13 protein-coding genes are annotated in these 13,706 nt (G+C 31.3%); 8 read left to right on the top strand and 5 right to left on the bottom strand.

What is annotated here, in order from left to right; all coding sequences use genetic code 11:
• Positions 1–111: 111 nt before the first annotated feature.
• From LQ615_RS00860 to LQ615_RS00870, 3 genes are all read right to left on the bottom strand, one after another.
• On the bottom strand, positions 112–1,626 hold the full coding sequence (locus LQ615_RS00860; RefSeq protein WP_017000369.1) for a peptide MFS transporter: 1,515 nt from the start codon (positions 1,624–1,626) through the stop codon (positions 112–114).
• A gap of 417 nt (positions 1,627–2,043) precedes the next feature.
• Positions 2,044–2,544, bottom strand: coding sequence for a preQ(1) synthase (gene queF / locus LQ615_RS00865; RefSeq protein ID WP_017000368.1), 501 nt, complete (start codon positions 2,542–2,544; stop codon positions 2,044–2,046).
• A 3-nt stretch (positions 2,545–2,547) separates the two neighbouring features.
• Complete coding sequence (locus LQ615_RS00870; RefSeq protein ID WP_135021479.1) at positions 2,548–3,432, bottom strand: DMT family transporter; 885 nt, start codon at positions 3,430–3,432, stop codon at positions 2,548–2,550.
• Positions 3,433–3,805: 373 nt separating this feature from the next.
• On the opposite strand from LQ615_RS00870, the gene nrdI reads away from it, so the two are divergent.
• The 8 genes from nrdI to LQ615_RS00910 all read left to right on the top strand — a co-directional run bounded on the left by nrdI (position 3,806) and on the right by LQ615_RS00910 (position 11,948).
• A complete protein-coding gene (nrdI, locus tag LQ615_RS00875) occupies positions 3,806–4,195 on the top strand; it encodes a class Ib ribonucleoside-diphosphate reductase assembly flavoprotein NrdI (protein WP_103268625.1) in 390 nt (129 codons plus the stop codon).
• Positions 4,167–6,272: a class 1b ribonucleoside-diphosphate reductase subunit alpha gene (nrdE, locus tag LQ615_RS00880; RefSeq protein ID WP_017000365.1), complete on the top strand. Its 2,106-nt coding sequence runs from the start codon at positions 4,167–4,169 to the stop codon at positions 6,270–6,272. Before nrdI ends, nrdE begins: the two co-directional genes overlap by 29 nt.
• A gap of 27 nt (positions 6,273–6,299) precedes the next feature.
• On the top strand, positions 6,300–7,271 hold the full coding sequence (nrdF, locus tag LQ615_RS00885) for a class 1b ribonucleoside-diphosphate reductase subunit beta (protein WP_064204699.1): 972 nt from the start codon (positions 6,300–6,302) through the stop codon (positions 7,269–7,271).
• Positions 7,272–7,524: 253 nt separating this feature from the next.
• Positions 7,525–7,956: a FixH family protein gene (locus tag LQ615_RS00890; protein ID WP_103268623.1), complete on the top strand. Its 432-nt coding sequence runs from the start codon at positions 7,525–7,527 to the stop codon at positions 7,954–7,956.
• Between the two features lie 124 nt (positions 7,957–8,080).
• Entirely contained in the window at positions 8,081–9,049 is a 969-nt protein-coding gene (locus LQ615_RS00895; RefSeq protein ID WP_017000362.1) for an ABC transporter permease, read from the top strand.
• The gene (locus LQ615_RS00900) at positions 9,042–10,007 is read left to right on the top strand and encodes an iron chelate uptake ABC transporter family permease subunit (RefSeq protein ID WP_017000361.1); all 966 of its coding nucleotides are present in this window, start codon (positions 9,042–9,044) and stop codon (positions 10,005–10,007) included. Before LQ615_RS00895 ends, LQ615_RS00900 begins: the two co-directional genes overlap by 8 nt.
• Positions 10,004–10,804 (top strand): iron ABC transporter ATP-binding protein, encoded by an 801-nt coding sequence (locus tag LQ615_RS00905; protein ID WP_064210867.1) that lies wholly within the window; start codon positions 10,004–10,006, stop codon positions 10,802–10,804. The genes LQ615_RS00900 and LQ615_RS00905 overlap by 4 nt, the downstream gene beginning before the upstream one ends.
• Positions 10,805–10,907: 103 nt before the next feature.
• Positions 10,908–11,948 carry a ferrated catecholamine ABC transporter substrate-binding lipoprotein SstD gene (locus LQ615_RS00910; protein ID WP_017000359.1) on the top strand — a complete coding sequence of 347 codons (1,041 nt, stop codon included), beginning with the start codon at positions 10,908–10,910 and terminating at the stop codon, positions 11,946–11,948.
• Positions 11,949–12,111: 163 nt separating this feature from the next.
• On the opposite strand, the gene murB is transcribed toward LQ615_RS00910, so the two are convergent.
• Both murB and LQ615_RS00920 read right to left on the bottom strand, forming a co-directional pair.
• Positions 12,112–13,041: a UDP-N-acetylmuramate dehydrogenase gene (gene murB, locus LQ615_RS00915; protein ID WP_064210869.1), complete on the bottom strand. Its 930-nt coding sequence runs from the start codon at positions 13,039–13,041 to the stop codon at positions 12,112–12,114.
• 70 nt (positions 13,042–13,111) lie between these two features.
• Entirely contained in the window at positions 13,112–13,633 is a 522-nt protein-coding gene (locus LQ615_RS00920) for a GrpB family protein (protein WP_064210890.1), read from the bottom strand.
• Between the last annotated feature and the right edge of the window lie 73 nt (positions 13,634–13,706).

Raw genomic sequence — 13,706 nt, forward strand, 5'->3', positions numbered from 1 at the left:
TCTAAAATAAAAAATTCAATAAAATTTGTATAAGTTCTAATATTATGAATATTTAAAAAATATAATATAAAAAGAAGACCGAAACATAAATTTGTCTCGGTCTTCTTTATATTATTTAACACCAGCCATAAGTGTTTTGATTTTAGGACTTGCAACCATTAATAATGCTGCAATTACGATTGCCACTATACCAGAGTATAGGAAGTAATCGTTCGTACTTATGCTTGTATATAATTTAACCATTTGCGCGTTAATACCTTGAGCCATCGCGTTTGATAAGAACCAAACACTCATCATTTGAGCAGTGAAAGCTTTAGGTGCCAATTTAGTTGTAGTTGACAGTGCAATAGGTGAAAGACAAAGCTCACCTATAGTAACTAATAAGAAACTACCGAATAACCAAATTGGGTGAATGATTGAAGAATCACTTGATAATGGGATGACCATAATAATATATGATAATCCTGCGAATAGGACACCAATTGCGAATTTATAAACAGTTGGTGGATTAAATTTACCAAGTTTTACCCATAATACTGAGAATACAGGTGCAAGTAAAATAATGAAAAATGGATTAAGTGATTGGAACCATGCTGCTGGAATATTGAAATCAATAGCACCACCAGTTAGTTTCGCCATGCTTAATTCAGTTTTTGTATCAGCAAATTGAGCTAACACTGTAGATCCTTGTTCTTGAATCATCCAGAATGCAACAGCTGCAATAAATAACGGTATATAAGCATACACTCTTGAACGCTCATAGTCTTCAGTTTTCTTACTTGTTGTAATTTTAATAAAGTAATAAATAGGTAATAATACACCTAATACTGAAATGAAGTTTGCAAAGTTAGGTAAAGTTAATTGGTCGAATAAACTTAAAATGAGACAAACAATTGCGGCAATAATCACAACTATCGCTACGATTTTAGTTATTCTAGCTTTCTCTTCTTTATTAAGTGGATCTGGTACTTCAATACCAGCTAAACCTAAATATTTTTTATTCGTAATAAAGTAAATAACTAAACCAACGAACATACCTACAGCTGCCACTGCAAAGCCTGCGTGGAATCCGACATTTACTTGTAACCATCCAATGATTAATGGTGAAATTAATGCACCTAAGTTAATAGACATATAGAAAATTGTGAACGCTGAATCCAATCTTGGGTCATTTTTCTCATACAACAGACCAACTGTTGATGAAATATTCGGTTTTAATAAACCTGTACCAATGATTAAGAATAAAAGCGCGACAAGTAATAAAGTAAAGTTATTTGGTAATGATAGTAAGATGTGACCTATCATGATTAGAATACCACCATAGAATAAGGCATGACGAGTACCTGTAATTCTATCAGCGATCCAACCACCGATAACACCACTCATGTATACTAGTGCTCCGTAAATTGAGACAATTTGTAGTGCTAAACCTTGGTCTATACCAAATCCGCCTTTAGCTACTGAATAGTATATGTAGTAAGCAAGGATGGCTTTCATTCCATAATAACTGAATCTTTCCCAGAACTCAGTAAGGAACAAAGTTGATAAACCTTTAGGATGACCGAAAAAACCAGTACGTGGCGTACTTTGAATGATTTCCTCTTTTGAATAATGTTTGTTATCCATTTTTTAATTCCCCTCATTATAAACTATATTAAATTGTGTTGTACTTAAAAATAGCACATATTAAATTGTAATCGTTTGCTAATAAAAATACAAGATAAATATTGATAATATTCATACAATAATGACTATTTAAAATAATTAAACCCTTTCATTTCAGGCTTTATAAAGAAAGGGAAAAAGTTAAAAATATTGTAAGCGTTTTCTTTATAACGTCTAAAAATATGCTGAATTGCATAGAAAGGTGAAAAAAGTGCATATTCATACTTGAGAGGCTATAGAAGCGCTTATATTAAGCAATGGCTATAAATTAAAATATAACAAACGCCTAATCCGTATTTAACTAGCGGATTGGGCGTTTGTTTTTGAGAAATTGAGGCTAATGTCTCAATTTCTACTATATATTGGAATTATGGTCTGTTATCTATTATCGATGTTTTCAGGATATAAGTCATGATTCATCATACGATATTCAGCCATTTCTTCATACTTTGTACCTGGGCGACCATAATTAGTATATGGGTCAATTGAAATACCGCCTCTTGGTGTGAATTTACCTAAAACTTCTATATAATGTGGATCCATTAATTCAATCAAGTCATTCATGATAACATTCATACAATCTTCATGGAAATCCCCATGATTTCTAAAACTAAATAAGTAGAGTTTTAAAGATTTAGATTCTACCATTTTTACATTTGGTATATATGAGATATAAATTGCAGCAAAATCAGGTTGTCCTGTAATAGGGCACAATGATGTGAACTCAGGACAGTTAAATTTAACAAAATAATCTCTGCCTTGGTGTTTATTATCAAACACTTCTAGAACTTCTGGATTATATTGGTCATAATATTGATTGTTTTGGTTTCCTAATAATGTTATATCTTTTAAATCTTCTTTTTTTCTGCCTTCTGACATTGTTTATGATACTCCTTTTTCTATTGATTCTTCCGGTTTTGGATTTCTTTGAGCTTTTTTGAACATATAATACCCAGCAAGGAATATAATGATATAGCCAAGGTAACTTAATAAGTCAGGTGACTCTTTGAAAATTATAAAACCTAGTAATGCACTAAATACAACTGACGCGTATACAAAGATTGAAATATCTTTAGCAGCAGCGTAACTATAAGCTATCGTTATTCCGAACTGACCAACAGTAGCAAAAACACCAGATAACAATAATATGATTACTTGTGTTATGCTCATTGGTTCATACGTGAAAATAACAAAAGGTATAAGTACTACTGTAGAGAAAAATGAAAAATAGAATACAGTTGTATAAGCTTTTTCACGTTTACCTAGAGGTCTCAGACAAGTATAGGCACCTGCAGCAAATAATCCTGATAATAGACCAATAATCGCTGGTGTCATATCTGAATTAAATGATGGCTTGATAATGAAAATTGCACCTGCTATTGCGACAATCATTGCAATAACTTGGTATTTTCTAGCGCGTTCATTTAGAAATAGTGCACATAGAATAATAGTCCAAAATGGATTTAATTTCATTAACATGTCTGCGTCACTTAGTACCATATGGTCTATGGCATAAATATTTAGCAAAACACCAATGAGTCCTAAAGAGGATCTTAAAATTAACAATGGTTGGTTTTCTAATTTGCCGAAAAATGATACTCGTGCTTTATAAGCAATATATATTGGAACAAGCATGGCTACTAGATTTCTGAATAATGATTTTTGGAAAACCGGTAAATCCCCAGACAATCTGAAGAAAACAGCCATTAAGCTAAATCCAATAGAAGATATAAGTATAGCAAGAATACCTTTTATTGTAGAATTCATTTTATACACCTTCCATTTTTTATCAATGAACATATATTATCATAACTCACTTTACAAAGTATATGGAATTCTAATTTTTAAAATTTATGAAAGTAAAATAAAGAAATTTTCAAATGTTGATATAACAACACTTGTGTGACATATCGATAAAGTCAACCCTATTTTTTATAAAAATTTAAGGTATTATGAGTGTTATGGCTCGTCGTTAATGTTATAATAAATCACATAATATAGTATGTACTAACAAAAGTTAACACTATATCTTGTGTTTTGCGCATTTAGAATAAAAAGTTATAAACTATGTAAAAATTTATGTTTTTAATTTATAAAAATTCGTAAACACAAAGTATATACATATGGCAGGTGATAGTGTATGAAGATAATTTATTTTTCTTTAACAGGTAATGTTAGACGATTTATTCAAAGAGCAGGATTATCGAATACGATGGCTCTCACTGAAGCAAACAAGACAGAAGAAATAAATGAACCATTTATAATTGTCACAGGTACAATTGGGTTTGGCCAAGTACCTGACCCCGTCCAAGCATTTTTAGATATAAATCATAAAAATCTTAAAGCGGTAGCTGGCAGTGGAAATAGAAACTGGGGCAATAATTTTGCAAAAGCGAGTGAGGAAATTGCGAATAATTATAATGTCCCTTTATTAATGAAGTTTGAACTTCATGGTAATCAGGAAATAGCAGATGAATTTAGAGAAAAGGTGGTTAATCTTTATGAAAATGATAAACAAACAGAATTATAATCATATCGAATTAAATAATAAAGTGACTAAGCGTAGAGAAGATGGTTTCTTTGATATTGAGAAAGACCAAGAAGCATTAGAAGTTTATTTAGAAGAAGTAAAAGAAAAAACAATTCAATTTGGTACTCCAATTGAACGTTTACATGCTTTGGTTGATCAAGATTTCTATTATGATTTATTCAAAGAGTATAGTGAAGCGGATTTAGAAGAAATAAATGAATTTGCAGATTCTATTCCTTTTCAGTTTGCAAGTTACATGTCAGCAAGTAAATTCTTTAAAGATTATGCCTTAAAGACTAATGATAAATCTCAGTATTTAGAAACATATAAAGAACACGTTATTATTGTTTCATTGTATTTAGCTAAAGGAAACGTAGCACAAGCGAAACAATTTATTGAAGGAATGATTGAACAACGAATTCAACCAGCAACACCTACTTTCTTAAACGCGGGTAGAGCAAGACGAGGTGAATTAGTGAGTTGTTTCCTATTAGAAGTAGATGATAGCTTAAACTCTATTAACTTTATTGATTCAACAGCGAAACAATTAAGTAAAATTGGCGGAGGAGTTGCAATCAACTTATCGAAACTTCGTGCACGTGGCGAAGCGATTAAAGGTATTAAAGGTGTAGCTAAAGGCGTACTACCAGTTGCTAAATCATTAGAAGGTGGATTTAGTTATGCAGATCAACTTGGTCAAAGACCTGGCGCAGGCGCAGTATATTTAAACATTTTCCACTATGATGTTCTTGAATTCTTAGATACTAAAAAAGTAAACGCAGACGAAGATATTAGACTTTCAACTATCTCAACTGGATTGATTGTTCCTTCTAAATTCTTCGATTTAGCAAAAGAAGGTAAAGACTTTTACATGTTTGCACCACACACGGTTGAACGTGAGTACGGTAAAACATTAGATGATATTAACTTAGACGAGTATTACGATGAGCTAGTAGCAAACCCTAACATCATCAAGAAAGCTAAAGATGCACGTGAAATGTTAAATACAATTGCACAAACACAATTACAATCAGGTTATCCTTATTTAATGTTTAAAGACAATGCAAACAAAGTTCATCCGAACTCTGATATTGGCCAAATTAAAATGAGTAACCTATGTACTGAAATCTTCCAACTGCAAGAAACTTCAGTTATTAATGACTATGGAACAGAAGATGAAATTAAACGTGATATTTCTTGTAACTTAGGTTCATTGAATATTGTAAATGTTATGGAATCTAAAAAATTCAGAGATTCTGTTCATACAGGTATGGATGCATTAACAGTTGTGTCAGATGACACTGAAATCAAAAATGCTCCGGGTGTTAGAAAAGCAAATAATGAATTACACTCAGTAGGTTTAGGCGTAATGAACTTACATGGATATTTAGCAAAAAATAAAATCGGCTATGAATCAGAACAAGCTAAAGACTTTGCAAATGTATTCTTTATGATGATGAACTATTATTCTATAGAGCGTTCAATGGAAATAGCGAAAGAAAGACAAGAAACTTACGTTGATTTTGATAAATCGGATTACGCTTCAGGAAAATATTTCGAGAAGTATACACAAGAAGATATTAAACCGCAATTTGATAATGTAGCAGATTTATTTGAAGGATTAGATATTCCAACTGCAGAAGATTGGAAAGCTTTAGCTGAAAAAGTTAAAGAAAACGGTCTTTACCATGCATACAGACTTGCTATAGCACCAACACAAAGTATTTCTTATGTTCAAAATGCTACAAGTTCTGTTATGCCAATCGTTGACCAAATTGAAAGAAGAACATATGGTAACTCAGAAACATTTTACCCTATGCCATTCTTATCACCAGAAACAATGTGGTATTACAAATCAGCATTTAACATAGATCAAATGAAATTAATTGATTTAATTGCGACGATTCAACAACACGTAGACCAAGGTATTTCAACAATCTTATATGTAAATTCTGAAATTTCAACACGTGAACTTTCAAGACTATATGTATATGCACATCATAAAGGATTAAAATCACTTTATTATACTCGTAACAAATTATTAAGCGTTGAAGAATGTACAAGTTGTTCAATTTAATCATTTTAATAAGATAGGAGATCTAACATGAAGGCAGTAAATTGGAATACACAAGAAGATATGACAAACATGTTTTGGCGTCAAAACATTTCCCAAATGTGGGTAGAAACAGAATTTAAAGTTTCTAAAGATATTGCAAGTTGGGAAACTTTAACAGAACCTGAAAAGAATGCATTTAAGAAAGCATTGGCTGGATTAACAGGCTTAGATACACATCAAGCTGACGACGGCATGCCGCTTATTATGATGCACACTAAAGATTTACGTAAAAAAGCAGTTTACTCATTTATGGGTATGATGGAGCAAATTCATGCGAAAAGTTATTCTCATATTTTCACAACATTATTACCATCCAGTGAAACGAATGAATTACTAGATAAGTGGGTAGTAGAAGAACCACATTTAAAATATAAATCAGATATCATTTTGAGCAATTATCATAAATTATGGTCTAAAGACGCGTCAGTATATGATCAATATATGGCTCGCGTAGCGAGTGTGTTCCTTGAGACTTTCTTATTCTACTCAGGATTCTATTATCCATTATATTTAGCAGGACAAGGTCGCATGACAACTTCTGGAGAAATTATTCGTAAAATATTACTTGATGAATCTATTCATGGTGTATTTACTGGTTTAGATGCACAAAGTTTAAGAAATGAATTAACTGAAGATGAGAAATTAAAGGCAGATACAGAAATGTACCGCATGCTAGAGCTATTGTTCAAAAATGAGTATGAATATACAAAAATGCTTTATGATGAAATTGGGTTAACAGAGGACGTTATGAATTACGTTGCATATAATGCGAATAAAGCGTTAGCTAACTTAGGTTTCGAACCGTATTATGAAGAAAAATCATTCAACCCTATTATCGAAAATGCTTTAGATACAAGCACTAAGAACCATGACTTTTTCAGCGTTAAAGGTGATGGATATGTATTAGCACTAAATGTTGAACCTTTAACAGATGAAGATTTTATTTTCGATGAAAACTAAAAACAATAATTAAATAAAAGTAATTATTACTTTCTTAAAACTGTCGCAAAATGCAAAACTTTAGTGGCAGTTTTTTGTATCCTATACTTTATAAGACCTTTTTATTTAAGGTGAAAACATATAAAATGAAAGTATATAAAAGTGTTATTTTAGCTTTTGAATAGAAAAGTTAACATATTTTTCAATATTTGAGCATTTTACATTTACTTAATTAGATATAATGAGAATAGAATTTAAAAAAGGTGGGTTACATATGAAAAGAGTTTTACTGGGTCTTTTATCATTGTTAATTATTTCTGTATTAGCTGCTTGTGGTAATGATAATAAAGAAAAAGAAGAAAATCATTCAGAACATAAGCAGTCAGATCATGATTCATCTGATAAACCTCAAGCTTTAGAAGTTAAGCTAGATGTACCAGAAGAAGCGAAAAAAGGGGAAGAAGTAGATTTATCTGCTGAAGTTACATTAGGGAAAGAAAAAGTAAAAGACGCTGATGAAGTAATGTTTGAAATCATAAAAGATGGCGACAAAAAGAATTCTGAAATGAAAAAAGTGAAAGAAAATAAAGACGGGAAATATACTTTAAAGTATAAATTCGATGAAGAAGGTACTTATAATATCACAAGTCATGTCACAGCACGTGATCAACATACAATGCCGAATAAAGATATTAATATAAAATAATTATAAAAGAGTAATGAAATTTAATTTCATTACTCTTTTTTTAAATAGCATTGCATTTTAACTGAATATTCATTACAATAAAGATAATGATAATCGTTATCAACTAAGAGAAGTAGGGTGTATCATGGGAAAGTTTTTAATGCGTTTAGATGTATTGATTGTATTATTAGTTATCGCAACATTCTTCTCAATATTTATTGGTGTTTCAGAAGTGAGACCTTTACAAATATTAAGTCTTACAGATGAACAGAAAAATATACTAGTATCTAGTAGAATTCCTAGAACGGTTAGTATTATTATTTCAGGAAGTTGTTTAGCAATATGCGGTCTGATTATGCAACAGTTAACGAGAAATAAATTTGTTTCTCCAACAACAGCAGGCACGATGGATTGGGCAAAGTTAGGTGTTTTAATTTCACTGATACTATTTCCAGACACGAATATATTATTTAAACTTTTATTCGCAACATTACTAAGTTTATTTGGAACAATGTTATTCATGCAAATCCTACAAAGAATTCAATTCAAAGATGTTATTTTTATACCACTTGTAGGGATAATGCTTGGTAACATTGTTTCTAGTTTTTCAACCTTTGTTGCTTTAAGAACAAACGCTGTTCAAAGCATAGGGAACTTTATGCAAGGTAACTTTTCTATCATTACTAGTGGGAGATACGAAATTTTATACATAAGTATTCCTTTATTGATAATTGCGTATATTTTTGCCAACAAATTTACGATTGCAGGTATGGGAAAGGACTTCAGTGTCAACTTAGGATTAAATTACCATAGAATAGTTAATATTGGTTTAATCATTGCATCTATCATTACAGCACTAGTTGTGGTAACAGTAGGAATGATGCCTTTCTTAGGGTTAATTATACCGAACTTAATTTCAATATTCAGAGGTGATCATCTTAAAAATGCTTTACCGCACACTGCAATCTTAGGCGCGTTGTTTGTTATGATATGCGACATTTTAGGAAGACTGATTATATTCCCATACGAAATTACAATTGGTTTAACAATCGGTGTAATTGGTAGCTTTATTTTCATAGTTTTATTGATGAAAGGACGTTCGAAAAATGCTTAAGAAATTAACACCAGTACAGAAACTCATCCTTTTATCCATTATAACTATTTTAATAGCAGCGTTGTATTTGTTCTATAACATCAATCCAAAGATTTTAGAATACCAATTAACAAGTCGTGTAAGAAAGACAATCGCGATGTTATTAGTTGGCGCAAGTATTGCAGTATCAACAGTTATTTTCCAAACAATTACAAACAATAGAATTTTGACACCTTCTATTATTGGTTTAGATGCTGTTTATATGTTTATAAAAACTTCATTAATATTTTTCTTTGGTTCTACTTCAACAATTGTTTTGAATAACCATTTAAATTTCTTAGTGACTTTAGTCGGTATGATTATATTCAGTTTATTCTTATTCCAAATATTATTTAGGTCTAAAGATCAAAATGTGTTTTTCATTTTATTATTAGGTATTGTATTTGGGACATTCTTCTCAAGTTTATCCAGTTTTATAGAGATGATGATAGATCCAGAAGAGTTCTTATCTATTCAAAGTGCAATGTTCGCAAGTTTTAATGCAATTAATGAAGGCATACTTTTAATATCCGGCGTTGTATTAATCATAATGATTATCATTGCGTTCTTTATTAAACCATATTTAGATGTACTTTCATTAGGTAGAGACCAAGCAATCAACCTAGGGGTCAATTATACACAAGTTACAAGATGGTTGATGGTAATGGTAGCATTACTTGTTACAGTTTCTACAGCATTAGTCGGACCTATTACATTTTTAGGTTTACTTGTAGTGAACTTGGCTCATGAATTTATAAAAAGGTTTGAACATAAATATATACTACCAACAGCTATTTTAATTAGTTGGATTAGTTTATTTTTAGGCCAATGGGTAGTTGAACATTTATTTGAAGGCAACACTGAAATTAGCATTATGATCAACTTTATAGGCGGCATTTACTTTATATTCTTAATATTAAAGGAGCGTAATGTAACATGATAAAAGTAGAAGGATTAACGAAAGCTTATCAAAACAATAAAGTCGTAGACGAAGTGGACATCGAAATAGAAACAGGAAAAATCACATCATTTATAGGACCTAATGGTGCAGGTAAAAGTACTGTATTAGCAATGGTTAGTAGATTAATTGAAAAAGATAACGGAAGTATAAAAATAGATAACCATGATATATCTTCAATGAAAAGTAATGATTTGGCGAAAAAACTATCTATTTTAAAACAAACAAACCATACAGAGTTGAAAATCACAGTTAGACAATTAGTAAGTTTCGGGCGTTTCCCATATTCAAAAGGAAAATTGAAAAAAGAAGATCATAAAATGATTGATAAAGCTTTAGAGTATTTAGGTTTAACAGAAATACAAGGCAAATATTTAGGTGAATTATCAGGCGGGCAAAGACAACGTGCTTATATTGCAATGACAATCGCTCAAGATACTGATTACATTTTACTTGATGAACCATTAAATAACCTAGATATGAAACATTCCGTTCAAATTATGAAGATATTAAGAAGACTTGTAAAAGAAATGAATAAAACGATTGTACTCGTGATTCACGATATCAATTTCGCTTCTTGTTATTCAGATAGAATCATTGCCATAAAAGAAGGTAAAGTAGAAATAGCAGGATCTAAAGATGATGTAATAGAAGAACCTGTTCTAAGTGGTATATATGATTTAGATATTAAAATCGAAGAGATCAATGGACAACGCATTTGTGTTTACTTTGATAATGAATATATTGAAGCAGAAGAAATTCAAACTTTAGCAATATAGTCTTTTTACATTGAAAGGAGTGATGCTTGATATTTGCAAGTAAGTAATTATTTATTTATGCACTGTTTTTACATCATTATATATAAGAAGGAGAGTTTAGTTCATGAAGAAAGTATTTAGTTTTATGTTAATAGCAGTATTATCAATCGTATTAGTAGCATGCGGTAATGATTCAAGTAGTAAAGAGGAAAAGTCATCAAAAGACGATACTAAGAGTGATTCTAAAACAGTAGAAATCGAATCTAAATATCAAGTTCGTGGTAAAGAGAAAGATGGCAGTGATGCTAAGACAGTAGAAGAGAAAGTGAAAGTTCCAGTTAATCCTAAGAAGGTTGTTGTATTAGATTATGGTACTTTAGATACAGTTGAAGCATTAGGTGCAAAAGACGCAGTTAAAGGTGTACCTAAAGGTGAAGGCGGCGCTTCATTACCTGAATTCTTAGACACATTCAAAGGTGACGAATTTGTAAACACTGGCTCAGTTAAAGAAGTAAACTACGATAAAATTGCAGAAATTGACCCAGACTTAATTCTATTCTCTGGTCGTACTGCAGGAACTGAAGTACAAGATGAATTGAAAAAAGCAGCTCCAGACGCAGCAAGATTATACGTAGGTGCAGATGATAAAAATTACTTGAACTCAGTTGAAGAAAATACGAATAATTTAGGTAAAATTTTCGATAAAGAAGATAAAGCAAAAGAATTAAACAAGAGCTTAGAGAAGAAAATTAAAGATGTTAAAGCAAAAGCTGATAAATCAGATAAAAAAGGAATGTACTTATTAGCTAACGAAGGTGAGTTATCTACATATGGTCCAGGTGCAAGATTTGGTAGCTTAATCTTTGACGTATTGGATGTAAAACCAGTCGATAAAGACTTAAAAGCAAGCACACATGGCCAACCAGTAAGCTTCGAATATATTTCTGAAAAGAATCCTGACATCATCTATGCCATGGACAGAGGTAAAGCGATTGGCGGAAAAGAAAGTGCTAACAAAGCATTATCAAACGACGTTATCAAAGATGTTACAGCAATTAAAGAAGACAAAGTTGTAAACGTTGATCCACAATTATGGTACTTAGCTTCAGGTGGCGTAAGAACTACTGAAAAACAAGTAGACGAAGTTGCTAAAGGTTTAGAATAAGAAATAAAGCTGAGATATTTTAATGCCCCAGCTTAAAAAGAATACTCCTAATCCTAAGTTTATTTAACTAATGGATTAGGAGTATTTATATATCTGAAAAAGCAGCCAACAAGACAATATTTTGTCTTGTTGGCTGCTTATACGTTTCACTGAAGTGTTTGTTTTAATTTGTTAATTGATCTGTTGGTTCTCCAATAATACGTACTTCACGTTTCAGCTCTACGTCAAACTTTTCTTTAACGACTTTTTGAACATGTTCAATAATCATTTCGTAATCAGTAGCTGTTCCGTTATCTACATTTACTATAAAACCAGCATGTTTAGTCGATACTTCTACACCGCCTATTCTATGGCCTTGTAGGTCAGCATCTTGTATCAATTTACCTGCAAAGTGGTTAGGAGGTCTTTGGAAAACACTGCCACACGATGGATACTCTAAAGGCTGTTTATCTTGTCTTCTTTGCGTCAAATCATCCATGGTAGCTTGTATTGTCTTTATATCTCCCGGCTGTAATTTGAAAGTTGCTTCAAGTACAACTAAATGTTGACGTTGAACAATACTTGTTCTGTAACCAAGTTCGAGTTCATCGCTTTGTATTGTATATAGCTTGCCTGTATCATCTATAGCTTTAATGTAATCAATGCAATCTTTAACTTCGCCACCATAAGCTCCTGCGTTCATATAGACTGCACCACCGACAGAACCGGGGATGCCACATGCAAATTCCAATCCTGTTAAATGATGGTCTCTTGCACGTCTTGATACATCTATAATCGCTGCGCCACTTCCGCATGTTATACAACCGTCACGAACGTGAATTTGATTGAATTGTAATAAACTGATTACAATACCGCGTATACCCCCGTCTCTAATGATGATATTAGAACCATTCCCTAAAAACGTTAAAGGAATTTGATTAAGGTATGCATATTCTACTATTTTTTGAACTTCTGTATATGAAGTAGGGGATAAGTAAAAGTCTGCTTTTCCACCTGTTTTTGTGAAAGTATATTTTTTTAAAGGTTCATTCACCTTAATTAATGATTTAGGGAGAAATTTTGATAAATCCTCCAAAATTGTAGGGTTATTCACCGTTCGACGTCCTTTCTTTACTGTGCTCTTAAAAATATTATATCAAGATTTTCCAGTTTAAGCGAATAGCTTATGAGCAATGTTTTTCAATAAGTTGTTGAAACCATTGTTGCTTATTGTTCTCATATTCTCTTACACTTTTATTGTTATTTATAGTGTTTGTTTTAAAACTTTGAAATGAGTCTATAACTGAGTTGTCGTGATTTAAAAGTTCATCTACAGTTAAATAATCATATAACATTTGACTGTTTTGTTCAACAATATGTATACGCACAATTTGCCTTAATGTAATCATATCTTTAAATTGAGCCATCATAATTTTCTTCTTATAAGAGTGGTGTAATCTATATATGTTGTGATAGTTTAATCTCTTCTCATCTAAGCTAGTAATATCATGTAATGAACGCACGGTAACAAGTACATCTAAGATAGGTTCAGTTGTATAAAGGGTTTGTTTCGTGCCACCTATATGATAAACATCTTGTATAGGTGTATTTAATAGGCTAAACAATAGTTGTTGAATTTTTATATATTTTGCTTTAAAATTTTTTGTTGATTGTAATTGAATGAACGGTTGAGGTCTTTTTAACATAATAACACTTCCATTAATCAATAATAAGAATATAATATATAACATTTTAATTATCCATGATATTATGTATAAT

The organism is Mammaliicoccus sp. C-M13 (assembly GCF_022386845.1).
Classification (GTDB): Bacteria; Bacillota; Bacilli; order Staphylococcales; family Staphylococcaceae; genus Mammaliicoccus; species Mammaliicoccus lentus.

Coding starts and splice junctions, on each gene's coding strand:
- LQ615_RS00905 (WP_064210867.1), top strand. CDS start 10,004: ATGATAAAAGTAGAAGGATTAACGAAAGCTTATCAAAACAATAAAGTC.
- LQ615_RS00895 (WP_017000362.1), top strand. CDS start 8,081: ATGGGAAAGTTTTTAATGCGTTTAGATGTATTGATTGTATTATTAGTT.
- LQ615_RS00890 (WP_103268623.1), top strand. CDS start 7,525: ATGAAAAGAGTTTTACTGGGTCTTTTATCATTGTTAATTATTTCTGTA.
- nrdI (WP_103268625.1), top strand. CDS start 3,806: ATGAAGATAATTTATTTTTCTTTAACAGGTAATGTTAGACGATTTATT.
- nrdF (WP_064204699.1), top strand. CDS start 6,300: ATGAAGGCAGTAAATTGGAATACACAAGAAGATATGACAAACATGTTT.
- LQ615_RS00920 (WP_064210890.1), bottom strand. CDS start 13,633: ATGTTAAAAAGACCTCAACCGTTCATTCAATTACAATCAACAAAAAAT.
- nrdE (WP_017000365.1), top strand. CDS start 4,167: ATGAAAATGATAAACAAACAGAATTATAATCATATCGAATTAAATAAT.
- LQ615_RS00870 (WP_135021479.1), bottom strand. CDS start 3,432: ATGAATTCTACAATAAAAGGTATTCTTGCTATACTTATATCTTCTATT.
- queF (WP_017000368.1), bottom strand. CDS start 2,544: ATGTCAGAAGGCAGAAAAAAAGAAGATTTAAAAGATATAACATTATTA.
- LQ615_RS00860 (WP_017000369.1), bottom strand. CDS start 1,626: ATGGATAACAAACATTATTCAAAAGAGGAAATCATTCAAAGTACGCCA.
- LQ615_RS00910 (WP_017000359.1), top strand. CDS start 10,908: ATGAAGAAAGTATTTAGTTTTATGTTAATAGCAGTATTATCAATCGTA.
- LQ615_RS00900 (WP_017000361.1), top strand. CDS start 9,042: ATGCTTAAGAAATTAACACCAGTACAGAAACTCATCCTTTTATCCATT.